General features: G+C 71.2%; 14 protein-coding genes. 3 read left to right on the top strand and 11 right to left on the bottom strand.

Going from position 1 to position 25,802, the window contains the following annotated elements:
• Window positions 1–476: 476 nt before the first annotated feature.
• A complete protein-coding gene (locus AB0I18_RS33935; protein ID WP_363109501.1) occupies window positions 477–1,292 on the bottom strand; it encodes a methyltransferase domain-containing protein in 816 nt (271 codons plus the stop codon).
• A 164-nt stretch (window positions 1,293–1,456) separates the two neighbouring features.
• On the opposite strand from AB0I18_RS33935, the gene AB0I18_RS33940 reads away from it, so the two are divergent.
• The gene (locus AB0I18_RS33940) at window positions 1,457–2,362 is read left to right on the top strand and encodes a helix-turn-helix transcriptional regulator (RefSeq protein WP_363109502.1); all 906 of its coding nucleotides are present in this window, start codon (window positions 1,457–1,459) and stop codon (window positions 2,360–2,362) included.
• 42 nt (window positions 2,363–2,404) lie between these two features.
• Here AB0I18_RS33940 and AB0I18_RS33945 read toward each other — a convergent pair whose 3' ends face one another.
• Entirely contained in the window at window positions 2,405–3,220 is an 816-nt protein-coding gene (locus AB0I18_RS33945) for an SAM-dependent methyltransferase (protein WP_363109503.1), read from the bottom strand.
• A gap of 273 nt (window positions 3,221–3,493) precedes the next feature.
• Between AB0I18_RS33945 and AB0I18_RS33950 the strand changes: the two genes are divergently transcribed.
• A complete protein-coding gene (locus AB0I18_RS33950; RefSeq protein WP_363109504.1) occupies window positions 3,494–4,291 on the top strand; it encodes an SAM-dependent methyltransferase in 798 nt (265 codons plus the stop codon).
• Here the strand turns inward: AB0I18_RS33950 and AB0I18_RS33955 are convergent.
• From AB0I18_RS33955 to AB0I18_RS33965, 3 genes are all read right to left on the bottom strand, one after another.
• A complete protein-coding gene (locus AB0I18_RS33955) occupies window positions 4,261–6,348 on the bottom strand; it encodes an RICIN domain-containing protein (RefSeq protein WP_363109505.1) in 2,088 nt (695 codons plus the stop codon). The genes AB0I18_RS33950 and AB0I18_RS33955 overlap by 31 nt on opposite strands.
• An 855-nt stretch (window positions 6,349–7,203) precedes the next feature.
• Window positions 7,204–8,016, bottom strand: coding sequence for a pectate lyase (locus AB0I18_RS33960; protein WP_363109506.1), 813 nt, complete (start codon window positions 8,014–8,016; stop codon window positions 7,204–7,206).
• A 31-nt stretch (window positions 8,017–8,047) separates the two neighbouring features.
• Window positions 8,048–9,028: a polysaccharide lyase family 1 protein gene (locus AB0I18_RS33965; protein WP_363109507.1), complete on the bottom strand. Its 981-nt coding sequence runs from the start codon at window positions 9,026–9,028 to the stop codon at window positions 8,048–8,050.
• Window positions 9,029–9,616: 588 nt separating this feature from the next.
• On the opposite strand from AB0I18_RS33965, the gene AB0I18_RS33970 reads away from it, so the two are divergent.
• Window positions 9,617–10,855 (top strand): epoxide hydrolase, encoded by a 1,239-nt coding sequence (locus AB0I18_RS33970; protein WP_363109508.1) that lies wholly within the window; start codon window positions 9,617–9,619, stop codon window positions 10,853–10,855.
• A gap of 20 nt (window positions 10,856–10,875) precedes the next feature.
• Here the strand turns inward: AB0I18_RS33970 and AB0I18_RS33975 are convergent, their stop codons facing one another.
• The 6 genes from AB0I18_RS33975 to AB0I18_RS34000 all read right to left on the bottom strand — a co-directional run bounded on the left by AB0I18_RS33975 (window position 10,876) and on the right by AB0I18_RS34000 (window position 25,621).
• Window positions 10,876–12,669 (bottom strand): non-ribosomal peptide synthetase, encoded by a 1,794-nt coding sequence (locus tag AB0I18_RS33975; RefSeq protein WP_363109509.1) that lies wholly within the window; start codon window positions 12,667–12,669, stop codon window positions 10,876–10,878.
• A gap of 5 nt (window positions 12,670–12,674) precedes the next feature.
• Window positions 12,675–13,415, bottom strand: coding sequence for a thioesterase domain-containing protein (locus AB0I18_RS33980; protein WP_363109522.1), 741 nt, complete (start codon window positions 13,413–13,415; stop codon window positions 12,675–12,677).
• Between the two features lie 63 nt (window positions 13,416–13,478).
• Window positions 13,479–14,771 carry a M18 family aminopeptidase gene (locus AB0I18_RS33985; protein ID WP_363109510.1) on the bottom strand — a complete coding sequence of 431 codons (1,293 nt, stop codon included), beginning with the start codon at window positions 14,769–14,771 and terminating at the stop codon, window positions 13,479–13,481.
• 4 nt (window positions 14,772–14,775) lie between these two features.
• Entirely contained in the window at window positions 14,776–20,334 is a 5,559-nt protein-coding gene (locus AB0I18_RS33990) for a MupA/Atu3671 family FMN-dependent luciferase-like monooxygenase (RefSeq protein WP_363109511.1), read from the bottom strand.
• Window positions 20,331–24,302 carry a beta-ketoacyl synthase N-terminal-like domain-containing protein gene (locus tag AB0I18_RS33995; protein ID WP_363109512.1) on the bottom strand — a complete coding sequence of 1,324 codons (3,972 nt, stop codon included), beginning with the start codon at window positions 24,300–24,302 and terminating at the stop codon, window positions 20,331–20,333. Before AB0I18_RS33995 ends, AB0I18_RS33990 begins: the two co-directional genes overlap by 4 nt.
• Before the next feature lie 50 nt (window positions 24,303–24,352).
• Window positions 24,353–25,621: an MFS transporter gene (locus AB0I18_RS34000; protein WP_363109513.1), complete on the bottom strand. Its 1,269-nt coding sequence runs from the start codon at window positions 25,619–25,621 to the stop codon at window positions 24,353–24,355.
• Between the last annotated feature and the right edge of the window lie 181 nt (window positions 25,622–25,802).

The following is a 25,802-nucleotide window of genomic DNA, read 5'->3' on the forward strand; positions in this document are numbered from 1 at the left end:
TCAGCGTTGGGTGCGGCTCGGTTCGAGTTACGTGATCAGCAGGAGTTTCGTGTTCCGGAAGGCCGGTAAGTCCTCGGACGGTGCGGGAGTTGGGCCTGGCGCGGCAGCGTCGGCGGCATCGCCGGGAGGGACGCATGGAGCAGGGGCTACCGGCGCTGCTGAAGCGGCACGAGGAGGCGGCCCCGGCAGCGGGAAGAGGAGCTGCGGGCCGGGCAGCCCCCGGGGCGTGCCACTTCGTCTCGTCCCGCGTGAACTGCCGCGCCAGGGCGCCCAGTTGCGCGCCCTGCATCACCGACATCGCGCCAAGTACCCGCTGACAGCCAAGTACCCACTGACAGCGGCCGCTTACGGACCGGCGGAGCCTGATCTCAGTCCTCGACACCGGTCGCGTCGTGAGAGGCGCCGACGGGCTTGGATTCCGGGGAGCCACGCCGAACCGTACTCCGGGCGGGCGGGCGGACGCGGTCGCGTCCGTGTCAGGTTTCGGTCGGCCGAAGCGGGGAGTGCCTCGCGTAGGTCGTGGGGATCGACGTGATGGGTTCGTCAGGCGTGATGTCGGATCGGCGCCGGGCGATCGCGCGGACGTAGCCGAGGTATCGCCCGTGGTCGGAAGCGACGGTGTCGATCTCGACATGGTTGTCCGGTGCGATCGTTCGCTGCCATGTCAGCCAGTGTTTCCAGCCGTCGGTCATGGTGTCGGCCAACTCGACGTGGGCGATGGCGCCGCGCTCCCAGTGCCGGCGCCACCAGGCGGCCGAATGCAGGCAGGCCATGCTCGGCTCCCACCATGCCTCCAGATGCTCGGGCGGCGGCCCGTCGATCTCCTGTACCAGCCCAGCACCGGCGATGCCGATCAGGCCCTCGGGTTTGACGAATCGTGCGAGGTAGTTCAGGTAGAGGTCGTCGGTTCCGTAGTACGGGAACGAGTCGATGCTGATGACAGCGTCGAAGAAGCCCGCCGCGAACGGCAGCGCGCGAGCGTCGGCGTGGAGGGGGAACACGGCGTGATCGGCGCCGGCGTCGAGGATGCGCTGCCGGCGTTCGTCTGCGCTGAACCACAGATCGGTGGCCCATACCTGAACGTCGAACTCCTGGTACAGGAAGACCGACGACGCGCCGCGACCGCACCCCAGGTCGAGCACGCGCATTCCCGGCCGCAGATGCATTGCCTCGGTCAGCCATTCGGTCAGCCACAGCGAGTTGGCACCGCCACTGACGCTGGAACGGATCCATTCCAGGGCGTATCGCGATGTTCGCGGGAACCGCTGCGACACCAACGGGTTGTCGGTCAATTTCGTCTCTCCCGTTCACTCCGGTTGCGGGGCGGGTAGCACAGGACGGGTAGCACAGAAGCGTCGGACACGACCGCGAAGATCATGTACTGGACAACCCCTAGGATGGCTGACCGCAGCGCTTGTATGCGTGCAGAGTCGCGTTCACCGCAGGGAGAATGCCTATGGGCACCACAGAGGCCGCACGTACACCGTCCGACAGCGGGGTCCTGGACGGCCAGCCGGCCGGCCCCATGGTGCCGCGCTTGGCGCTGGGCGCACGGCTGCGCGGACTGCGGGAGGAGCAGGACATCTCCCGTGAGGCCGCGGGGCAGGCCATCCGCGCCTCCCGGTCCAAGATCAGCCGGATGGAGGGTGGTCGCCACGGGTTCAAGCTGCGTGACGTGGCAGACCTGCTCACTCTCTACGGAGTCACGGACGCGGCCGAACGCGCCACCTTGCTGACGTTGGCCGAACAGGCCAACACCCCAGCCTGGTGGCAGTACTACAACGACGTGGTCCCCGCCTGGATGCAGACCTACCTCGGGGCCGAACAGGCGGCGAGTCTCATCCGCTGCTTCGAGGTCCAGCGGATTCCCGGCCTGCTGCAGACCCCCGACTACGCGCGTGCCTCCATCCGGCTCGCCCACCCGGGCGCGTGCCGGGAGGAGATCGACCGGCGGGTCACCTTGCGGATGACACGCCAGCGGATCCTGCACCGGCAGCCGACCACCCAGCTCTGGACCGTGATCGACGAGGCGGCGCTGCGGCGCCCGGTGGGCGGCCTCGGCACCATGCGCGCCCAGCTCAAGCAGCTCATCGAGATATGCCGACTCCCCCAGGTCACCGTCCAGATCATGCCGTTCCTCGTCGGCGGCCACGCCGCGGAAGCCGGTCCGGTCACCATCGTGCGCCTGCCCGGCGGTCAGTTGCCCGACATGGTCTACATCGAACAGCTCGCCACTGCCCTCTATCCCGACAAACCCAACGAGATCGAGTGCTACTGGGATGTCATGAACCGCCTGGTGGTCGAAGCCGAATCACCGGACGAGACGCCCACGATCCTTCATCGCATCCTCCAGGAAACCTGATCCGCGACGTGGCCCGAGACATGGGCCGGCAGCCGGCGGGACTCACCGCTTGAGAGCGACACCGCCGTACTGATGCACCTCCGCGGGCAGACCCCAGGCACCGGCGTCGGGACGCCAGCGCGAGCACGAGGCCACGCCCGGTTCGAGCAGTTCCAGACCGTCGAAGTAGCGCGCGATCTGCTCAGGGCTGCGGAGGATGTACGGGATCGAACCGCCCTCGTTGTACTGCTGGATGGCCTCGACGTAGGACTCACTGGTGTTGGTGCTGTCGTACTGCACGAGGTAGCTGCCTGCGGGCAGCGCGGCCACCAGCTCCCGCACGATCGAGCGCGCCTCGTCGTAGTCCTCGATGTGGCCCAGGATGCCCATCAGCATGAGAGCGACGGGCTGGTCGAAGTCCAGTGTCTTCCCGGCTTCCCGCACGATCGTGCCCGGCTCGCGCAGGTCGGCGTCGACATAGTTCGTGACGCCTTCCGGGGTGCTGGTGAGCAGCGCGCGGGCGTGTGCCAGTACCAACGGGTCGTTGTCGACATAGACGATCCGGCAGTCAGGGGCCACCCGCTGGGCGATCTGGTGGGTGTTGTCCACGTTGGGCAGCCCGGTTCCGATGTCCAGGAACTGCCGGATGCCCTCCTCGGCGGCCAGCTGACGAACGGCCCGGGCGAGGAAGTACCGGGCGGCACGGGCTCCGGTCTCGATACCGGGGAAGATCTCGCGGAACGCGTCACCGGCCACACGATCGACTTCGTAGTTGTCCTTCCCCCCCAACCAGTAGTTCCAGATCCGAGCCGACTGCGGCACGGAGGTATCGATCTTGGAGAGCGCCTCCTGCGCGGAGCTCTCGGCCTCATCAGTCATGGACGCTCCTGTGTACGTAGTGCGAAAACCACGAAACCTACGAAAACCACGAACACCAGTTGTGGACGGCCTACGTTATTACCCACGGTTCGCCTCATGTGAACCGTGGGCCCCAACCCGCCCTTGTTTCACCGCCTGTTGGCTTGTTTTCCTCCCCCCAGTACAGCAGGCGGGGCGATGAACTGCGGGCGCTCGCGCAGGAGTTGATATGGGAGGCTGTCGTCAGCCGTGCGCGGGCAAGCGGACCGTGACGGTCGTCGAGAGGAGCGCGACGTGGCACAGGACGGCGTCCCGGCCGAGGAGATCGACACCAGCAGGCCGCACCCTGCGCGGATCTACGACTATCTGCTGGGCGGCAAGGACAACTACGCGGTGGACCAGCGGGCGGGCGACGAACTCGCCGCCGCGGCGCCCGAGGTGTGGATCTCGGTGCGGGCCAACCGTGCCTTCCTGCAGCGCGCCGTCCGGTACGTGGTCGGCAACGGCGTCCGCCAGATCCTCGACATCGGCACCGGGTTGCCCACCGCGCCGAACGTGCACGAGACCGCCCGCGAGGTGGCGCCGGACGTGCACGTCGCGTACGTCGACAACGATCCGATCGTGAACGCGCACGCCGGTGCGCTGCTCAGCCGCTCCGAGACGACCAGTGTCGTGCTCGCCGACCTGCGCGACCCGCGGGCCGTCATGGACCACCCCGAGGTCCGCCGGGTCATCGACTTCGACGAGCCGGTCGCCCTGCTCCTCGTCGCCATCGTCCACTTCCTCACCGACGCGGAGAAGCCCGGGCAGATCGTCGCCGCCCTTCGCGACGCGCTGCCGGCCGGGAGCTTCCTGGTGCTCTCGCACGCCACGGGTGACTTCGCCGAGCGCAGCGCGGCCCAGGCCGTCTACAACAAGGCCACCGCCACCATGAACCTGCGGTCCCACGCCGAGGTCGAGCGGTTCTTCGACGGCTTCGAACTGGTCGAGCCCGGACTGGCCCAGGTCCCGTTCTGGCACCCGGACGCCCCGCCGCCGGCCAGGTCCGGCGAGATCGGCTTCTACGGCGGCGTGGCTCGCAGGACAGGCTGAGCGGCGTCGACACCGAGGTCACGGCCGGGCGAAGGGGCGGGCATCTCGCGCACCGCCGGGCCTCCCTGCCGCGGCACTCCGTCCAGAGCGCCGACTCGTACCCGGGGAAACCGGAGGCGATCACCGGGGTGTTCCGGCGCGACCGTCCCGGCTCCGCCGCAACAACCGACTTCGACATACCGCTTCTCGGCATCCGCGCGCCGGAGCGAGTTCGGCGAGGACTGCGGACCGTTCTCCTCCGGCCCGTCGTCCGTCGACTCGTCGCCGTTCGCCCCGGCTCCCTTCTCGCCCGGCGATGAGCGCTCGCAGGTGGAGGCAGCGCAGTCGCTGCCGCCGCTGTCGCCGTCGTCGTCGCTGTCGGTGTCGCCGTCCGCGGGCGGTGCGTCGGTGACGGACTTCGCGGAGGGACCTGTTGTTCCGGCGTTCGCCCCGGGACCCGGGGCGGGGGCCGCGGAGGAGTCGAGCATCCATCGCTGCTCCACCGAGCCGTCGCGGACCTCAACCACGACCTTCGCGCCCTTACGCGAGGACGAGAGCGCGACCGCCAGTCCTTCGTGCCAGCGGGGCAGCAACTCCCCCTGCGCGGTCAGGTCGTAGCGCACCTCATCGGCACGCACGGCCGAAGGCGCCGCACACCGGTCAAGGGTGATCGCTCCGTTGTCCGCGTGGGAGTCGAGGCAGAGGCCGGGATGAGCGACACTGCTCAGCAGCCCGCTCTCCGCGTACAACCACTGCTGACTCGCAGCTGACGAGCACTCCGCCGGCTCCGCCTTGGCACCGGCCTTCGTCGTGCCACCACGGACGTCGAGGCACAGGTCCGCCGCCACATTGCGAAGCCGGCCCCGGCCCGGCCCTCCGGGGTGTCCCGCCGCGGTGGGAGAGGCGACGGGAGAGGACGAGCCGGCGGAAGCGGTCTCGGAACCCGCACCCGGACGGACTCCAGGACTTCCCACCATTCCAGTGTCAGTCATCCCGGTTACTTCTACGGATGCCGCAGGCCCGCCGCTGTCGTCACCCGACGAGAGGCTGGTGACGAGCACGATCGCGAGCAATGCGGCGGACCCCAGGGCTGCCCCCGTGCGCAGCGCCCTCGCGTGCGTCCGCGGCGGCGCGAGCGGGGCGCCCGGCAGGGGCATGTGCGACAGATGGCGATGGCGCCCGCCACCACCCGGGAGCCTGCCTCCCTGTGCGGCGGCCCCCGCGGTACGCGCTACCGGGCCGCCACGCCCCGGCCGTGACTCCAGATAGCGGCGGGCACCCCAGCCGAGTACCGCTTCGGCGAGGAGAGTACCCAACCCGCCCTCGAATTGGCCGAGTTGTTCAGCCGCGTATCGGCAGTGGCGGCACGCCGTCAGATGGTGTTGCACATCGGGCAGAAGGGCGCCGCCACGCCGGATCGGGACATCGAGGAGTCGATTGTAGAAGGGGCATTCCTGGGTCGGCGCGAGTTGCCGGTGGGCACGCACGATGCCTGCCCGGAATTCATCACGTGCCTGCTCAAGGGCGGCGGCCGCGGTGCCGGAATCCAAGCCCGACAAACCGGCGGGTATGGATATGTTCTCGGCCTCGACCTCGGTGTGCCACAGCAGACACTGGGCCACTCCCGGAAGAGCCCTGAAGGAACGCTCGGCGAGTTGCCGCTTTTCGGGTGTCATCGACCGTGCCGCCCGCATACCGCGACCACCGGTCGGTTTGCGCAGTTCGGGCATCAGGTCGGATATGCGGTCGTCCGAGGACCACCCTCTGACCATGTCCCGGACGGCCACCAGGAGATACGGGCGCAGGGCCCCGCCCGGCTCACTGCGGGCCATATGCCCGAGTACCTGGTGAAATGACGCCGTCGCCACCATCGAGGCCGAACTCGTCGAAGCAGCGAGGCAGATGGCCGAGTAGTCGTACGTCGGCTGCCAGTGCCGTGCGAGCAGGAGAGCGACGGGTCGGCCGGCCCGACCCTCCGGTTGACCCAACAGCTGGGCGACGAGGCTCGTGTCGGATTCTCCGGGCCGCACACCGGGGCGAGGCGGATAGGACGGGCGTGGGGGGTGGGGGGATTGCACTGAACCCTTTTCCTTTCAAGCCGTGAGGCGGCATACGGGAAAACGCACCCACCGGAAAGGCGGGCAACTGATTGGTGCATACCTGGGACTCGACGAAGCGGAGAAAGAGGCCAGCGGAAGTGCAGCGTCTGACCATTGCCCCTGCGCGAGGAAGCTCACCTTCGCACAGCAGGCTCGCAGGAAACAAGAAGTCCGGCTGACTTCTATTCAAGGAAGAAGGGGAAGATGGGGTTACCGCGGGTATCCCCCGCCCGCTTCGAAACCTCCCCGAATCACCTTCACCAATTTCGACCGACCACGAGCACGAAACGTCCACCGTTCGCTCGCATCCCCGCCAAACTCCGACGGCCGGGGCCGAGGCGCACGGTGTCGTTTGGAAGGAGAAAGAGTTGGAAGGGGAAGGAGAAGGGGCGGTTCAGGGCCGTCCGCGAGAAGGTGCGGCCAGGTCTGACGCCTCGGCGAGGACGACGCCGACCGCCGATTCATCGCCGACTGGTCGGTTCCGCCGGTGAACGGGCTTCCGCGACACCGGGGCTTCCTGCACGTGACCAAGGGCGGTGCGCCGGACCGGATCACCCGGATCGGTCCCGACGAGCAGCACACCGTCATCGTCGACGGCCACCGGCCACCGGCGGACCATGCCCACCGTCAGCAACTGACTCCCCCGCATGCGAGCTGTCAACTTCCTCGACCGGCGTACGCCGTGCCCAGCAGAACGCACTCGGCGGCCGAGCGAACCTCCGTGGGGGAAGGAGGGTTCACTCGGCCGCCGAGGCGTCGACTCACCTGTACCGCGTCACGTGCATGGCGTCACGCGCATGACGCCACGTACCGCACGGCATCATCCGCACCGGCTCACCTGTAGGTGATGTCCGAGGTGGAGTACAGGCAGTTGGTGCTGTCCGGGCCCGTGCCGACCGCGGTGTTGTTGTTGTACTTCTGGCAGGGAACGACCTTGCGGCCGGCGTCGTTGCGGATCGTGATGCCGCGCAGTGTCGCCACGTCGTTGCGGTTGACGTTGATGCCGACGAGCCGCGCCGTAGAACCCGTCCCGGTCACGTCGATGCTGTTGAGGTTCACCTTCCGCGTGTACTGCGTGGAGCAGTCCCCGCAGGAGCGGTAGAGCGTCTTGAACTCCTGCACCGCGAAGTTCGAGATGTTCAGCGTGCCGCCGCCGTTGTGCTGGAAGACCTTGTCCGCGGCCTTCTTCGCACCTCCGCCGCTCACGTGGTACGTGGCGCCCGTGCCGCCCCGGAAGGTGGCGGCGTCCTCGCCGACGTCCTCCCACCAGACGTTCTGCAGCGTGCAGCTGCCGTAGCAGTGGATGCCGTCGGCGCCCGGCGCGCCGATGATGACGTTCTTCAGCACCGCCCCGTCGGCGAGCCTCAGGATCGGGTCCTGACCCTCCTCCTGGCCGTCGCCGGCCAGGTCACCGGTGCCGTAGAAGCGCTTCATCCCGTAGTCCTTGGTGCCGGACACCTGGATGGTGGCGGAGACGCCCTCGCTGCTGGTGGGGGTCGGCCAGGTGGCGGCGCTCGCGGCGGTCAGTCCGCTGCCTGACATGATCATGCCAACCGTAAGGCCGAGTGCGCCGAGGCCGCCGATCAACGTCTGCCGCGAGGAGTTCCGGCGTAACTGCCGCATACGCGGTCGTGTCTGAGAAGTCATGTCCCGATTCCTTCTTCTGCCGATGGGGAGTTCAGAGCTTTCCGGCGCCCGCTCCGGACGTCACCGAGGCGACGACCGACGAGGCGGGTTCGGCGGTGTAGCTGTAGGGCGGGCTGGTGAACGTGCCTGTGCGGGAGATCTCGGTGGCGGCTCCACCGAGGTCGTTGCCGCGCAGGTTGGCGTAACCGTCCACGTCACTGCTGCGGTTCGTCGTGACCGCGATCTTCGTCGTGCGGAAGACGTTGTTCTCGACGAGCATCTGGGCGCCCATACGGGAGTGCACGGCGGTGTCCGCGCCCTCGACGTAGTTGTCGTAGAAGTGGCCCGTGCCGAAGCGGAGGCTGGGGATGCGCGAGAAGACGTTGCGGAAGTGGTTGTGGTGGTACGTGACCTTCAAGTGCCCGGTGTCTTCACTCGCGTTGTTGTCACTGTGGCCGACGAGCGTGCCCTTGAAGTGGTCCTTGAAGGTGTTCCAGGACACGGTCACGTTGTCGGAGCCGTGGTTGATGTCGAGCAGACCGTCGTAGTAGTCCTTGTCGTGGTCGCGGTCCGCCGAGAAGGAGTTGTGGTCGATCCACACCTTCGTCGACTCCTGGACGGTGATCCCGTCCGAGGGAGCGAGCGGCTTGCTGATGTTCAGGTTGCGGACGACGACGTTGGTCGCCTCCTTGATACGCAACCCGCCGCCGGTGAACCCGGAGGCCGAACCGACACCGAGAACCGTGGTGTTGGAGCCGATGTCGACCTGACCCGAGAGCGAGATCAGTCCGCTGACCTTGACGACCTTCGCCGTATTGCCGGTGACGGCCGTCTTGAACGCGGCGAGCGTGGATACGGTGACGGCACTCACACCGCCGCCGCCCGTGGTGCCGGCGCCGAAACCGATGGGGGAGGTTTCGGCGGCGTCCGCGGACTGCGGCAGGACGACGGCGGCGGCGATCGCGAGAGCGGCTGCCGCTACCGTCGGAAGAACGAGTCTCCCGCGGGTGGATCGTGGGGGGCGAGTACGCATTGCGGGTGCGTCCCTTCGGAGCGTCCATTTTTCAGATACGTGAACGACGTACGTCATTTGGATCGCCTTGCAGGCGCAGCGCCACGGATGCGGCTCCGGACGGCAGCCCAAGAAGTGCACGTTCCCAGGCCATGCCGCCTCCGGCATCTGACATCTCATATACGAGATGCCAGGAGCGGGTCACGCTGCTGAACGGGAAACGTAGGGGGCAAGCGCTTTCTAGTCAACGCTTCGCGCAGAACGCATCCGGCCAACTCCCGCATCGGACAAGAACGAGCACCTCAGAGGCACCGCCATGCGCAGGACCGAGCCGCTGTCACAGCGGAAGCGGCACCCCGGCTCGGCACTCGACCAATTACATAAGTATTTTAAATAACTTGGCGATACATTGAGAGCATGGCCCCGCACAGCCACCAGGATCTCGACACCCACGAACTCGCCACCGTCCATGGGAGGTCCACCCGACTCGTCCAGCGGCTGGAAAGGGACGGTCGGGTGGAGCCCCGCACGGATCCGGCCCCGCTCCCCTCTCAACTCCCGTCGTATCCCACAACTCCCGTCGTATCCCGATATCGCGGAAGGAACCTCATGGCCGCCACGGCGCGCTTCCCGCTGGACCCCGCTCCCCTGCACGTCCCCGACGCCGTACTCGACGACCTCAAGGCGCGGTTGCGGCTCACGAGGTGGCCCGACGACACGGGCAACGACGACGGCTACTACGGCGTCAGGCGTGGCTATCTCCAGGAACTGGCCGAGCACTGGCTCCATCGCTACGACTGGCGCAAGGCCGAAGCCGCGATCAACGCCTACGAGCACTACCAGGTGAGCGTCCGGGGCGTACCGGTGCACTTCATGCGCAGGCCCGGCGTCAGTCCGGCTCCCACGCCGCTCATCCTGACGCACGGCTGGCCGTGGACCTTCTGGCATTGGTCCAAGGTCGTCGACCCGCTCGCCGACCCCGCCGCCTTCGGTGGAGATCCGGCCGACGCGTTCGACGTCATCGTGCCCTCCCTGCCGGGCTTCGGCTTCTCCACTCCGCTGCCGGACCACCCCGACCTGAACTTCTGGAAGGTCGCCGACCTCTGGCACACCCTGATGACCGAAACACTCGGGTACGAGAAGTACGCCGCCGGAGGCTGCGACGTCGGCGCCCTCGTCACCGGCCAGCTCGGCCACAAGTACGCCGACGAGCTGCACGGCATCCACATCGGCTCCGGCCTGAAGCTCGACTTCTTCAACGGCGACCGGGCCTGGGACCTCAGCGGCGGCCGGCCGATCCCCGAGGGGCTGCCCGAGCCCGCACATCGCCAACTCGTCGCCTGGGAGCGGCGCTTCGCCGTCCACCTCGCCGCCCACGTCCTCGCCCCCAGCACCCTCTCCTACGGGCTCGCCGACTCGCCGGTCGGCCTGCTCGCCTGGATCCTGGAGCGCTGGACCAACTGGAGCGACCACCACGGCGACGTGGAGAACGTCTTCTCCAAGGACGACCTCCTCACCCACGCCATGATCTTCTGGGTGAACAACGCCATCGGGACCTCGATTCGTTACTACGCCAACGCCAACCGCTACCCCTGGTCCCCCTCCCACGACCGCCGGCCGGCCGTCGAGGCACCCACCGGCATCACCTTCGTCGGCTACGAGAACCCGCCCGGCGTCACCACCACCGAGCAGCGGATCCAGAGCTGGCTGTCGAGCGACCGCGCCGACTGGTACCACCACACCAACCTCACCGCGCACGACAGCGGCGGCCACTTCATCCCCTGGGAGATCCCCGACGGCTGGGTCGACGACCTGCGCCGCACCTTCCGGGAGTGTCGCCACAAGTGACCTTCGGGAACGGCCGGCCGCTACGAACGCCCCGTGACCCGCCGTATCTCCCCGGCGAACCCCCGTACGGTCGGCTCCGTCAGGAGGGCCGCCAGCGGGATCTCCGCGGCCAGCAGCTCCTTGAGCGACGTGACGGTCTCGACGACCTTGAAGGAGTTCCCGCCCAGATCGAAGAAGTCGTCGTCAGGCCCCACGGAGGCCAGCCCGAGCGTCTCGCACCAGACGGCCGCCACCAGCTCCTCGACGCCGGCATCCGGTGCGGGTGCCGGGCGCGACGGTGCCGTGCGGGTCGCCCGGGACTCCAGCAGCAGGCGGTCCACCTTGCCGTGCGGCGTGAGCGGGACGGTGTCCAGGGGCTCGATCGTCGCCGGGATCATGGAGGGGGGAAGCCAGCTGCGCAGGGTCTCGCGGACCGACGCCACCAGACCGGCCGTCGGCCCGGATTCCTCCTCCGGCACCACGAAGGCGGCCAGGGCCTTCCCCGCCCCCGTGCCGTGCGCCACGACGACGGCCTGACTCACCCCCGCGCAGCGCCGGGCCGTCGACTCGATCTCGCCGAGCTCGATGCGGACGCCGCGGATCTTCACCTGCCGGTCGATCCGGCCGAGGAATTCCAGCGCGCCGCCGGGCCGGGCCCGTACGAGATCACCGGAACGGTAGAGCCGCCGGCCCGGCGCCGCCGGGGGCGACTGGAGGAAGCGCTCCGCGGTCAGTTCGGGCCGGTTGAGATAGCCCAGGGCCAGCCCCGCGCCGCCGATGTACAGCTCGCCGGGTTCGCCCTCGGGAACGGGGCTGCCGTCCTCGCCGAGGACCCACAGCTCCGTGTCCGGGATGGCGGAGCCGATGAGCACGGTGTCGAGGCCGGGATCGCGCGGGCACACCCAGGCGGTGCAGAGGATCGTGCACTCGCTGGGGCCGTAGATGTTGGTGAGGGAGGCCGTGGAGCGGGCGTGGAAGCGGTGGACCAGGTCGGGAGGGAGGGGCTCGCCGCCGGTCAGGACCTGGCGCAGCCCGTCGTAGCGCTCGGACTCGTCGCGGGCCAGCAGGAACAGTTCGAGCAGCGAGACCCCGAGGTAGATCGTCGTGACGCGGTGGTCGCGGATCAGGGCCGCCAGGTGGTCGGCGTCGCGCTGTCGGCGCGGGGCCGCGATCACCATCGTGGCGCCGGTCAGCAGGGGCCAGTAGATCTCCCCGAGGTGCATGTCGAAGGTGCACGCCGTGTGGTGGACGATCCGGTCGTCCTCGTCCAGGGGGTGCGTGGTCTGCAGCGCGTTCATGCGGGAGACCAGGGCGCGATGGCTGATCATCGACGCCTTGGGGCGGCCGGTGGATCCGGAGGTGAAGACCAGCGCCACGGGGTCGTCCGGGGACCCGCCAACCGGTGTCGGCGCCGCCTGCCCCGCGAGGTACTCCTCGTCCGTCAGGACCGGGACGGCGGAGCCGTCGAGCCGGTTCCGCAGTGCCCCGCTCGTCAGTACCGCGCGCGGCGCGCAGTCCTCGAGCATGCCGAACGTGCGGGCCGGCGGATCGTCCACGTCGAACGCGACATGCGCGGCGCCCGCGCAGGCCACGCCCAGGATCGCGGCCACGAACTCGGCCGACCGCTCGTGGTAGACCGCCACCCGGTCGCCGGACCCGACGCCCCGGGCGCGCAGCGCGGCCGCGACCCTCAGCACCCGCTCCCGCAACTCCCCGGCGGTCACCACCGTGCCGTCGGCGCCGGAGACCAGCGCGGGCCGACCGGGGTCCCGTTCCCAGCGTTCCAGCAGCAGCGTGTCGATCCGGTGCGCGGTGCCCGTTGTCGTACCCGTCATGCCCGTCATGCGACGTCCCAGTGGTCGAGGTTGTCCGCCACCGCCGCCGCCAGCGCCGCCGGCTCGTCCGCGAGCAGCAGGTGGCCGCCCGGCAGCCACACCGTGCGCGTGCGCGCGCCGAACAGGGACCAGCCGTCGGTCCGCTCCTCGGGGCACAGTTGGTCCTCGTCGCCGAACACGGCCAGCAGCGGGACACCCGGGTCGAAGGGTTCGCAGAAGTAGTCCTCAACGGCCCTGATGTCCGCCACGATCGCCGGCAGCAGCAGGCCGAGCATCTCCTCGTTCGCGGCGAGCGAGTCCGGTACGCCGCCGAAGTCCCGCAGGATGTCCAGGACTTCGGCACGGTCGTCTGCGACATCGGCGTCGCGCAGCACGCGGCGGCCGGGGTCCGGTTTCTCGTTCACCGCCCACTGCGCCACCACGGCGAGGCCCGCGACGCCGGCGGAACCCGAACGCCGCAGCGCCTCCAGCGCGATCACCGCGCCCGAGCACACGCCGACCACGACCAGGGGCGCCGAGCCCGGCAGGCCCCGGATCGTGCCGGCGACGTCCGCGACGAGACCGTCGAGGCCGGGGACGGCCTCCCGGATCCGCGATTCGCGGCCGGGCAGCCGGGCCGTCGCCACCAGCCAGTCGTCCGGGGCGTGCGCGGCGAACGGCTGTCCGCTCGCCGCGCCCGCTCCGGCGTGCGGCACGATGAGCACCCGCAGCACGGCCCGCTCCGGGTCGGCACCGGCCAGGGTCACGTTCCTCAAGGACACTTTCCGCCTTTCTGCAGTGGGCCGGCCCGAGAGCCTGTTTCTGAACTCTCAGCCCGCCGAGACGAACTCCGTCAGCGCCCGCGTCAGATACCCGGGGTCGTCCGCCCCGCACAGCTCGCGCGACGAGTGCATGGACAGGCCGGGCACGCCGACGTCCACCGTCGTCACCCCCAGCCGGGCCGCGGTGATCGGCCCGATCGACGTGCCGCAGGGCATGGTGTTGTTGGACACGAACCGCTGCCAGGGCACCTCGGCACGCTCCGCGGCGGCGGCGAACGCGGCGTAGCCGGTGCCGTCGGTGGCGTACCGCTGGTTGACGTTGACCTTGACCACCGGGCCGCCGTTGGGCAGCGGATGGTTGTCCGGGTCGTGCCGCTCGCTGTAGTTGGGGTGCACCGCGTGCGACATGTCGGCGGAGACGCAGATCGTGCCCGCCAGGGCCCGCGCCCAGTCCTCGGCGCCGCCGCCCCGCGCGGCCACCACCCGGCCCAGGACGCGCTCCAGGAGCGGGCCCTGCGCCCCGGTCTCGGAGCCGGAACCGACCTCCTCGTGATCGAACGCGGCGAGGACCGGGATCCGCTCGGCGACCGCCGGCCAGGACTGCGCGGCGGTCGCCAGCGTGGCGGCGCCCGCGTGCACGGAGACGAGGTTGTCCAGCCGCGCCGAGACCATGAACTCCCGCTCGGCGCCCAGCAGTCCGGGCTTCTGCACGTCGTGCAGCATCAGGTCCCAGCCGAGCACGTCGGCCGTGTCGAGCCCGGCACCGGCCGCGATCCGCCGCAGCAGCGCGCCCCGCTCCGGCCGGCCCAGCGACCAGATCGGCTGGAGCTCGCGCTGCCGGTCGAGGGACAGGCCCTCGTTCACCGTGCGGTCGAGGTGGATCGCCAACTGCGGGACTCGCAGCAGGGGTTCGTCGATCTTGACCAGTTTCGCCGTGCCGTCGCGCAGCGTGAGCCGGCCGGAGACGCCGAGGTCGCGGTCGAGCCAGGTGTTCAGCGGGACCCCGCCGTAGATCTCCACGGCAACCTGGCGCCAGCCGGCCGAGCCGGTGTCCGGGGTCGGCTTCACGCGCAGGTTGGGGGAATCGGTGTGCGCGCCGATGATCCGGAACGGCGTGTGCGCGGGCACCCCCTCGGGGACGTACCAGGCGAGCAGCGCGCCGCCCCGCACAACGAACCGGCCGCCGCTGTGACCGGTCCACTCCTCGGTCTCCCGCAGCTCCTCGAAGCCGGCCTTCTCCAGACGCTGCACGGCCTGCGCCACCGCGTGGTAGGGCGAGGTGGCCGCGTCCAGGAAGGCGAGCAGGTCCTCGCTGTGCGTGGGGTCCGTGGCCTTTGTCATTCGGTCATGCCTCTCCGGAAGGTGTGCGGGCGAGCAGCTCGCCGACGGGGCGGCCGGGGCTGTCGCACAGGTCGTCGAGTACGGACAGGTAGGAGTCGAGGATCCGCTCCGCCGACTTCCTGTCCCACAGGTCCGCCGAGTATTCGACGTACGTCCGGTAACCCAGCGCCGGATCGCGGCGCTGGGTCAGGCCGAACGTCAGCTCCGAGCGCGCCGCCGGCGGGGCCACGTCGTCGACCTCCACCCGGAGCCCGGGGATCTCGATGTCGACGTCGTCGGTGTTCTGGAAGGCCAGCAGGCAGGACACCACCTCGGGCACTTCGCGCGCGCCCGCGTCCCGCAGCGCCCGCCACACCTCGGCGGTCGGCAGGACGTTCGCCATGGCGGCCAGCGTCTCGGCGCCGGTGCGCGCGACCAGCTCGGCGCAGGTCTCCTCGGCCCGGACCCGCACGCGCACCGGCAGGTTCGTGGAGACCAGTGACACCAGCGACTCGGTGTCACTGCCGTCCCGGTTGGCGTACGCGACGCCCAGCAGCAGGTCCCGCTGTCCGGAGAGCCGGGCGAGCACGACGCCGAGCGCGGCGGCGACCACCGCGAACGGCGTCACCCGGTGCGCTGCCGCGAACCTCTCCACCTTGGCCCGGAGTCCGGCCGGCGCGTGGCCTCGGACGGTGTCGCCGTCGCCGCTGAGCCGCTCCGGCCGGGGCCGGTCCGTGGGCACCTCAAGGCGGATGGGTACGCCGTCCAGGTAGTCGACGAAGTGCGCGGCCCGCCGGGCCCGTTCGGCCGCGCCCCGGCGTTCGAGCTGACGGCGGGCGTGGTCCGCGGGCTGGGCCGAGGGCGCGGGCAGGGTGTGCGGGGTGCCGGCCGCGGCGGCGGTGTAGAGGGCGGCCACCTCGGCGAGGAGGACGCCGTGGGACCAGCCGTCGGTGCCGATGTGGTGCAGCACGAACATCAGCACCCACTCGTCCGGCGCGACCCGCATCAGCCGCAGCCGCGGGAGTGTCGGGCGGGTGAGGTCGAAAGGCTCGTCGGCCGCCGCCCGGCAGGCCTTGTCCGCCCGTTCGGCGGCCCGTTCGGCGGGCAGCCGGCTGTAGTCGTCGACGCGCAGGGGCGGCAGGGCGACGTCCACGACCTCCTGCCACCAGGTGCCCTCGCCGTCCTGGACGTAACGGGTGCGCAGGGCGTGGTGCCGCGCCACCAGCCGGGTCAGTGCCGCGCGCAGGGCGTCCGTGTCGACGGGGCCGGTGAGGCGGATGCGGGTCGGGACGTTGTAGACCTGCGGCCGGGGCAGGGCGGGCTGGGCGGCCAGCATCCGGGCCTGCTGGTAGGTGACGGGGGCGCGGTCGACGACGTCCTCGGCGGCCGGAGCCGCGTCACCCTTCAGCGACCGGGCCAGCGCGTCGAGCGTCGGCTCGGCGAAGAAGTCCGCCAGTGAGAACTCGACGCCGAGGGCGTCCCGGACGCGGTTGTGCAGCCGTATCGCCGAGATCGAACTGCCGCCCAGGTCGAAGAAGTCGGCGCTGTCGGGGAGGTCGTCGGTACCGAGGACGGCGGCCCACAGGGAGCGGAGGGTGTCCCGGGGATCTCGGGTGTCACCGGATGACTCCCGTACGACATCCTTCGTGGCCCCTGAAGGTTCCCGTACGACATCCTGTACGACATCCTTCGTGTCCCCCACCGTTCCGGCCCGCCCGCCCGCCATGGCCCCCAGCACCCGGTCCAGGTCGTCCAGCAGGCCCCGTACGGTCGACGCGTCGTACAGGTCGGCGTCGTAGCGGATGCGCAGCCGCAGGCCGTCGCGGGTGTCCAGGGCGGCCAACGCCAGCTCCAGCGGGGCCGATTCGGTGCCGCCGGACACCTGTTCCGCGGTCAGCCCCGGCAGCCGGACCCGGCTCAGGGGTGCGTTGTCGAGGTCCGCCGACACCGTCACCAGGGGGCGCGGATGCCCCGGGTCGGGGTTGACGGCCGCCAACAGGGCGTCGAGGTCGACGTGTTGGTGCGCGTCGGCCGCGAACAGTACGTCCCGCGTGGCCCGTACGGCGTCCCGCAGCGGGGTCGCGTCCGTGAGCGCGGCCTTCAGCGGCAGTACGGCGACATGGAAGCCGACGGTGTGCTCGGTGCCGGGGCGGCGCCGCCCGAACGTCGAGCCGACGAGGAACTCGTCCTGCCCGGACCGCTCCCGCAGCACCAGCTGCCAGGCGGTGAACAGCGTCGCGAACAACGTCACGCCCTGCTGTCCGCTCCACTCGCGCAGTTCGCCCGCCCGCTCCGCGTTCCAGGCGACCTCCTCGGCCGCGCCCCGCCCGGCGACCCGGCGACCGCGTGGCCGGTCGGTGGGCAGCGCGGGGGCGGGCGGCAGCGGGTCGAGGTGACCGCGCCACCAGTCCAGGTCGGCGGGATCGTGCTCGGCCCGCGGCGCGTCCAGCGTGCTCCCGGCCGCCGCGGCGAACACCGGAGCCCGGCCCTCCACCGCCGCCCGGTACAGCTCCGCCAGGTCGGCGGCGAGGAGCCCGGCCGAGTGGGCGTCCGTGACGATGTGGTGCAGGCCGAGGACCAGCACATGATCGTCCGGCGCGAGCCGCAGCAGCCGGGGCGTGAACAGCGGCCCCTCGGCCAGGTCGTACGGCCGTCCGCTCTCCTCGCGCAGTACGGCGGCCACGGCCTCCTCCCCGTCGACGTCGGTCACCGTCAACTCCGGCCGCAGGTCCGGCCGTACGACCTGTTCGACCGTGTCGTCCGCCGCGCGGAAGACGGTCCTGAGGCCCGCGTGCCGCTCGACGAGACCCGCCACGGCCGCGCGGAGCGCCGGCTCGTCGAGGGGGCCGCGCAGGCGTACGGACTGGATCTCGTTGTACGCCGCCGGGTCGTCGATCAGCCGGGAGGCGAGCCAGAGCCGGCGCTGGGCGTCGGTGGCGGGCCCGCCACGGACGGCCTCCCGGTGACGCCGCCGCAGCGCGTCCAGGTGCTCAAGACCCGCCCGCATCCTGTCGGCCGGCATCCCGAAGTCCACCAGCGCGGCGATCTCGTCGACCCCGGCCTCACGCAGCGCCTCCACCAGCGGGGCGCAGCTGTCGGGCGTGCCGATCAGGGCGCGTTCGTCGCAGTAGCGGTCGTAGGCGCGGCGGAAGAGGTAGTCGAGGTCGTCCTCGCTCGCCGTCGCCACGTCCTCGGGCCCGGCGCCGACCGCGCTCGCCGCCGACCGCATCTGGAGGGAGGAACGCAGATAGCGGCTCATCGGCTCCAGGGCCTCGGCACGGGCCGTGGTGTGGTCCTCGCCAAGGTAGGTGTGGAGCAGGACGGTGACACGGCCGGTGTCGGGGTCGAGGCCGTGCTGTTCGCGGGCCTTGCGGAAGTGGCGGACGTTCTCGGCGAGTTCGGCGACGGTCTGGCTCATCAGGTTGGTGACGATCCCGAGTCCGCGCCGCCCCGCCTCCTCGTACGAGGCGCGCCGCCCGGACGTGGCGAGGAACATCGGCGGCAGCTCCTGCACCGGACGGGGGTGGACGCGTACGTCGACCGGCTCGCCCTCGCCGGTGGTACGCCGTACGGTGCCGCCGCGCCACAGCGTCCGTACGTCGTCGAGGTGGGCGAAGGCGATCTCCTTGCGGTGCTCGAAGCGGTCCGGATGGAGTGCGAAGTCCTGGGCGTGCCAGCCGGTGGCGCAGCCGAGGCCGACCCGGCCCGCGGAGAGGTTGTCGACGACCGACCACTCCTCCGCGACCCGCACCGGATCGTGCAGCGGCAGCACCACCGACCCCGCGTTGAGCCGGATGCGGCTCGTCTCGCGGGCCAGCGAGGCGGCCAGCACGGCCGGGTTGGGGAAGAGGCCGCCGAACGAGTGGAAGTGCCGCTCGGGCAGCCACAGGGAGCTGAAGCCGCGCTCGTCGGCGAAGCGGGCGGTGTCGATGATCCGGTCGTACGCGGAGGCGGAGTCGGAGTCGGAGTCGGACGTGCTGTCGTCGTCGGGGTAGTCGCCGAAGAAGTACACGCCGAAGTCGGGCTGCCTGCGCGGGCGTTCGGGCCCCCGGCGGGCGACGGGCCGGGCGGGCCGGGACGTCGGGAAGAAGCCCGCCTCCCGTAGTTCCCGCAGGGAACCCTTCACCGCGTCCGCGACGTGTTCGACGTCGGCGTCGGTGTGGGCGGTGGAGAGGTAGAAGCTGCGCCACTCCCACACGTAGATGCCGCGCAGCAGCAGGTGCTGGTAGAGCAGTTCCATGTCGGCGCGGTGGACGAAGCGGAACATCGAGCCGAAGTGGGCCAGTTCCAGGGGGAATTCCTCGTCCGCGAAGAAGCGGTTGAGGTCGTCGGCGAGGGCGTCCGTGCGGGCGTTGAGCCGCTCCTGGAGCCGCGGTCCCTCGGCGGCGAGGTGGGTGAGGACCGCCTTGGCCGCCGCCATGGACAGCGGGTGCTGCAGGTACGTGCCGCCGAAGAAGGTGGTCTCGGCGGTGGGGCGGCTGTCGTCGCCGTACCGCCAGAAGCCGCCGTCGACGCCGTCCATGATGTCGGCGCGGCCCGCGATCGCTCCGATGGGGAAACCGCTGCCGAGCGCCTTGCCGTAGGTGGCCAGGTCGGGCACGACGCCGAAGTGGTGCTGGGCGCCGCGCGGATGCGGGCGCAGGCCGGTGAGCATCTCGTCGAAGAGCAGCACGATGCCGCGCCGCCGGGTGAGTTCGCGCAGTTCACGCAGGAAGTCGACCGGGCGCAGGGCGGGGTTGCGGCACTGCACCGGCTCGACGAGGACGGCGGCGATGCGGTCGCCGAGCGCGTCGATGGTGTCGAGGGCTTCCTGGCTGCCGTACTCGAGGACGATCAGCTCCGCGACGGCGCTGCCGGGGATGCCGCGGGAGACAGGGACGGCACCGCTGTCGGGGCCGGGTCGGCCCAGCACCGTGTCGATGTGGCCGTGGTAGGAGCCGCGGAACATGACGATCCGGTCGCGTCCGGTGGCGGCGCGGGCGAGCCTGATCGCGGCGGAGTTGGCCTCGGTGCCGGAGGCCGCGAACGCGACGCGTTCCATGCCGGTCAACTCGGCGAGTTCCTGGGCGACTTCACCCGCCTCGACCGGGCGGGGCCCGAACCGGAGCCCGCCGTCCAGGTGCGCGCGCACGGCTGAAGTCACGCATTCCGGATCATGGCCGAGGAGGAGGGACCCGAAGCCCATGGTGATGTCGGTGTACGTGTTCCCGTCGACGTCCGTCAGGTGCGCGCCGCGAGCGGTGCGGGCCGCGAGCGGGTACAGCGTCTCCTTCGTGGACCGCCGGAACCCGACCACGGCCCGGCTGTCCGCGAGCACGGCACGCTGCGACTGGGCGAGCTCCTTGGAGGTACGGGTGCGTTCCGTGAGACGCCGAGCGAGCTCGGTGGCGTGGGCGCGCTGGGCGGCGGTGGCGTCGGCGCCGGCCATGCCGGAGTTGTGGGGGACGGTGACGTGGGGGCCGTGGACCGTGGGTGCGGGGGATGTGGGTGCCGGGGGCGTGGCGTGCCGTCTTGCCTCCGCCAGTTGCTCGTCCAGCCTGCGGGACAGGGCCGCGGCCCTGTCCGCCGCCGTGGCCGGGCTCATCGGACGGCCCGCTCGGCGTTGAGCAGGGCGACGGCCTCGGAGAGCTGGGTGATCAGCGAGGCCTGTGTCTCGGCGAGCAGGTCGACCTGCCGGCGGAGCTCGGCAAGGTCGGCGCGGGTGGCGTATCCGGGTTCCTCGGGTCCGGGTTCCTCGGGCCCTCGGGCGGGTGTGCGCCGTGAGCCGGCGGTCTCCGCGCCGGGTGCGTGCCGTACGGCGGTGCTCTCGGCGTCGGACCTGCGCGGTGCGTCGATGACCTCGGCCCTCGGCTCCGGTGCCGGTGCCGGTGCCGGTCGCTGGACGCGGTCCGCTATGAGCTGGGCCGTCAGTTCCGGTGACCCGGCCTCCTCCAACAGCTCCCGCACCGCGATCGTCACCCCGAACTCGCCCTCCAACTGCCGTAATATGCCGATCAGTTGCAGGGAGTCCGCGCCCAGGCCGACGTATGTCTGCCCGGCTCGCAGCCCGTCGCGGTCGTGTCCCAGGTGCTGCGCGGTCAGATCGAGTACGCGGTCGAGTACTGCCTGGTCGGTCACGTCGTCCTTCCCATCGGGTTCGCTTGCGAGTACGGCCGTGGCGGGCGGCGGGCCGATCCAGTACGACCGGTGCTCAAAGGGGTATGTGGGCAGCGGGATACGGCGTCCCCCGCACCCGTCGAGCAGGGCGGCCCAGTCGACGGCCACTCCGGCACAGTGCAGCCGGGCCACCGTCGGCCACAGGTCGTCCGGGCTCCGTCCGGTGGGGACGCAGAGGGTGTCGGGGATCGCCCGGCGGGCCAGTCGGGTCATGGTGGCGCCGGGGCCGAGTTCGAGCAGGACGTCCGCCGGGGCCAGGGTGCGCAGGACTGCGTGGAAGTCGGCGGTGTGCCGGGCCTGGCGGACGAGGTGGTCGGCGTCGGGCAGCCAGCCCGGGAGATGGGCGACGCCGTCGAGCCCGCTGACGAACTCGATGTCGACCGGCCGTAGTTCGGTCTTCTCGACGGCGTCGCGCAGGTCGTCGAGTACCGGGTCGAGGAGCGCGCTGTGGAAGGCGCGGTCCACCGGGAGCAGTGCGCCGGTCAGGCCTTTGCCGGTCAGCCGCCGGTGCACCTCGGCGACGGCGTCGGGCGGGCCGGCCAGCACCTGGTGCTCGGGGCCGTTGGACACGGCGAGCTCCACCTGCCCCACCTCGGCGGCGAGTTGGCGTACCCGGTCCCGGTCGGCGAACACCGCGAGCATCGCGCCCGGCTCCGTGTCCCGCATCAGCCGGCCCCGTCGGCACAGCAACCGCATGCCGTCCGCCACAGACAGCGCCCCGGCGGTGCACAGCGCCGCGTACTCGCCCACACTGTGCCCGGCGACCGAGGCGGGCCGTACGCCCCAGCTCCGCCACAGCCGGACTTGCGCGACCTGGAGGGCGAAGAGGGCGGGTTGCGCGAAGGCGGTGTCCCAGGAGGCGGGCGCTCCGACGGTCCTGTCGGGGCCCCAGTCCTGGCTCGTCCCGTCGGTGGTCCGGGAGGGGTGGCCTTCCCGACCCGCCTCCTCCCCGGTGAGCCGATCGAGGAAGTCGTCCTCGCCCGTCTCCTCCCGGTAGATCCGCGCGCACTCCCGCAGCACCTCGGCGACGACCGGGAAACGGGCGGCGAGCGCGGCGGCCGTGCCGGGGCCGCCGGCGCCCTGGCCGCTGAAGACGAAGGCGGGCGAAACGGGCCGATCGACCGTTCCGGTGAGGACGCCCTCCGCGCCGGCGAGGAACGCGTCCAGCCCCTCGACGAAGGGCGCGGCGACGACCAGCCGGTGCGGCAGATGGCGCCGCCCGAGCGCGGTCGTCGTCAGCAGATCAGCGGGGGCGATATCCGGACGCCGGACCAGCTCGTCCCGAAACGCACGCGCGTACGCGGTCAGCGCCTCCGGCGTCCGAGCCGACAGCGGCAAAAGCCCGGGCACCACCACATCACCGCCCCACGCCTCCGGCGTCCTCGGCGCGGCGGTGTTGCTGTCGGTGTCCCACGGATCCGGTGCCCCTGGCGCGGCCACACCACCCTCGGCGTCCCGCGGCCCAGGCGCCCCCGCCGCGGCGGTGTTGCTGTCGGTGTCCCACGGATCCGGTGCCCCTGGCGCGGCCACACCACCCTCGGCGTCCCGCGGCCGAGGCGCCCCCGCCGCGGCGGTTTCGCTCTCGGTATCCCGCGAGTCTGGTGCCCCTGACACGACCGCACCACCTTCGGCGTCCTGCCGCTCAGACGCCCCCGGCTCGGCGGTTTCGCTCTCGGTATCCCGCGGTTCCGGCGCCCCTGGCACGGCCACACCACCCTCGGCGTCCCGCGGCCCAGGCGCCCCCGCCGCAGCGGTTTCGCTCTCGGTATCCCGCGAGTCTGGTGCCCCTGACACGACCGCACCACCTTCGGCGTCCTGCCGCTCCGCTGCCCCCGCCGCAGCGGCTTCGCTCTCGGTTCCCCACGGTTCCAGTGCCCCTGGCGCGGTCACACCACCCTCGGCGTCCCGCGGCCCAGGCGCCCCCGCCGCAGCGGTTTCGCTTTGGGCGTCCCACGGTTCCGGTACCCCTGGCACGACCGCACCGCCTTCGGTGTCCTGCCGCCTCGCTGCCCCCGCCGCCGTACCGCCACCGGCGCCCCGCCGCGCCGGCACCCCCCACACCCTGGCACCCGTCCCTCGCCCCCGCGACGGCCCCGGCGCCTCCTCCAAGATCGTGTGTGCGTTCGTGCCGCCCATGCCGATGGAGTGCACGCCGGCCCGCCGGACGCCGGAGTCCGGCCAGGGCGCTGCCCGGGTCGGCAGCACGAACGGGCTCGACTCCACCGCGAGTCGGGGATTGGCCCGGCTGAAGTTGACCAGCGGTGGTATCACCCCGTGCCGCAGCACCAGCACCGCCTTGATCAGCGCGGCCAGCCCCGACGCGCTGTCCAGATGGCCGATGGCGGGCTTGGCGGAGCCCAGCGCGCAGAATGCCCTGCCGTCCGTATGCACCCTGAATGCCTCGGTGAGCGCGGCGAATTCGATCGGGTCGCCCTTGAACGTGCCGGTGCCGTGCGCCTCCAGGTAGCCGATCGAGTCGGCCGGCACGTCCGCCCGTTCCAGCGCTCCGAGGACCGCGTCCCGCTGTCCCGCGACGCCCGGCGCGGCGAACCCCGCTTTCCCGTCCCCGTCGTTGGTGACCGCCGAGCCGAGGATGACGGCGTGCACGGTGTCGCCGTCGGCCAGCGCCCGCGAAAGCGGCTTCAGCAGGACGGCCGCGACGCCGTTGCCGCCCACCGTGCCGTCGGCGTCCGCGTCGAAGGCCCGTACCGTGCCACTTCGGGAGATCGTGGAACCCCTGACGTGCCGGTGCCCGGTGATCTGCGGCAGATGCAGGGCCGCCGAGCCCACCAGCATCAGCTCGGCATCGCCCGCCAGCAGCGCCTGGCAGGCCAGATGGACCGAGACGAGGGCGCTGGAGCAGGCAGTGGCGACATTGACCGCCGGGCCGCGCAGCCCGAGCTGGAAGGCGGCCCGGTTGGCCGCGAAGTCGGGATAGTTGCCGACCTGGATCTGCTTCTGCGCGATCCAGTCGTCGCCCGGCACGTCCGCGAGGTTGTTGGCGAGATAGCTGTGCAGGGAGTACAGCCGGTACCCGACACTGCCGTACACCCCGATACGGGCGTCGGAGCCGGCGTAGCCGCCGTCCTCCAGGGCGTGGTGGCAGCACTCCAGGAACAGCCGCTGCTGCGGATCGGTCACCGCGGCCTCGCGCCCGCTCATCCCGAAGAACGCCGCGTCGAACCCGTCGACGCCGTCCAGCAGCGCGCTGGCGCCGACGAGGTCCGGGTCGTCGAGGAGGTCCTCGGGCGCACCCGCGGCCCGTAACTCCGCCCGGGTGAAACGCCGTACGTGCGAGACGCCCGCCTCGATGTCACGCCAGTACTGCTCGGGAGTCTCCGCCCCCGGAAATCTCAGCGCCATCCCGATGACCGCCACGCGTCGGTCGTCCGGCACTCCTGTTCCCCCCTTCTCCGGCTTCTCCGGCTCGATTTTCCGGGCCCGCCTCACACCTCCGCGTGCGCCTCCGCCCCCGCGCCTGATCCCGCCGTCGTACGGCGGCGCAGTACCAGGGTCACGAAGACCACGGCGATCACGACGGCCACGCCGTGCGCGATCGCGACGACCGACAGCGGCGAGAACACGTCGAGCGCGGCGCCGACCGCGATCATCCCGACGCCGAAGCCGAGGCTCTCCACGGTCGCCGACAGCCCGAAGGCGTGCGTGCGCAGGCCGTCCGGCAGGGTCTGCAGATGCTGGGTGTAGGACACCTCGGTCAGTCCGTCGGCGGCGCCCGCGACCAGCGCGATCAGCACGGTCGCGGTCCACGGCAGCCCGGCGAAGGCCAGGATGAACGCGCCGGACATCACGATCGTGCCCAGCCCGAAACCCAGCGCGCCCAGGGCCTGTTCCGAGCGCCGCGGCAGGCGCTGGATCACCTGCTGGGCCAGGATGTTGCCGAGCGCCCACACGCACCAGAACACGCTGACGAACGTGGCCGGGCTGTCGGTGTCCAGCTCCGTCGAGTACACGGGGAGCGCCGCGTTGTGGGAGGACGAGCCGAGCGCGTCGACGCCCCGCAGCAGCACCATCAGGCCGAGCACGGGCGCGCCCACCAGCGCCACGACCGCGGCGGGCAGCCGCCGGCGCTTCGCCGGGGACCCGGCCGGATCGGCCGCCGGGCCCGGCGCCGGCCGGGCGGCGGGCAGTTGGGCCACCGCCACCGCGCACACCAGGAACGTCGCCATGTCCAGCAGGAAGGCCGCCGTGTACCCGAGCAGCGACACGACCACACCGGCCGACGCGAACCCGGCCACCATCGCCAGCGAACGCGCGCTCACCATCAACGAGTTGGCCCAGGTACGGCGCTCCTCGGTCACCATCTCCGGGATCACCGCGCTGCGCAGCGCGACCAGGAACACCGTGCCGGTGACCCCGCCCACCGCCGAGACGACGAACAGCACGGGCGTGCGCAGTGTGTCGGGCGCCACCACCAGTACCGCCAGCACGGCCGCCTGAACCACGTTCACCCAGAACATGACGCCCTTCGCCGACCACCTTGCCAGGATCGGCGCGGCGAGCAGCCCCGCGACGAACCCCGCGGCGAGTCGTACGGCCATGAAGGCGCCGACGGCGAGGGCGCGGTCGGTGACGGCGTAGACGTACAGATTGAGCGCGACGACGTTGAGATAACTGCCGTACGACGACAGCGCGTAGCCCGTGACCAGGATCCGGTACCGGCGTTCCCGCACCGACGCCGTCACAGCTTCCGGCATTCTCGACTTCCTTCGCGGACGGCACCAGGACGCGGCGCTTTTCGCCGAACACTAGGCAGGCGGTGCGGAGTTCGTCCTGAGGGCCGGGGGCTCACGAATGTAATCTGCACAGTTGTGAAGCCTGATCATTTCGACCCACGCACGTGTGATTGCCGCGAAACGCGCCCGACCCGGCCCTGCC

It is taken from the genome of Streptomyces sp. NPDC050704, assembly GCF_040654355.1.
Lineage (GTDB): Bacteria > Actinomycetota > Actinomycetes > Streptomycetales > Streptomycetaceae > Streptomyces.

Coding starts and splice junctions, on each gene's coding strand:
- AB0I18_RS33940 (WP_363109502.1), top strand. CDS start 1,457: ATGGGCACCACAGAGGCCGCACGTACACCGTCCGACAGCGGGGTCCTG.
- AB0I18_RS33945 (WP_363109503.1), bottom strand. CDS start 3,220: ATGACTGATGAGGCCGAGAGCTCCGCGCAGGAGGCGCTCTCCAAGATC.
- AB0I18_RS33960 (WP_363109506.1), bottom strand. CDS start 8,016: ATGACTTCTCAGACACGACCGCGTATGCGGCAGTTACGCCGGAACTCC.
- AB0I18_RS33965 (WP_363109507.1), bottom strand. CDS start 9,028: ATGCGTACTCGCCCCCCACGATCCACCCGCGGGAGACTCGTTCTTCCG.
- AB0I18_RS33970 (WP_363109508.1), top strand. CDS start 9,617: ATGGCCGCCACGGCGCGCTTCCCGCTGGACCCCGCTCCCCTGCACGTC.
- AB0I18_RS33975 (WP_363109509.1), bottom strand. CDS start 12,669: ATGACGGGTACGACAACGGGCACCGCGCACCGGATCGACACGCTGCTG.
- AB0I18_RS33985 (WP_363109510.1), bottom strand. CDS start 14,771: ATGACAAAGGCCACGGACCCCACGCACAGCGAGGACCTGCTCGCCTTC.
- AB0I18_RS33990 (WP_363109511.1), bottom strand. CDS start 20,334: ATGAGCCCGGCCACGGCGGCGGACAGGGCCGCGGCCCTGTCCCGCAGG.
- AB0I18_RS34000 (WP_363109513.1), bottom strand. CDS start 25,621: ATGCCGGAAGCTGTGACGGCGTCGGTGCGGGAACGCCGGTACCGGATC.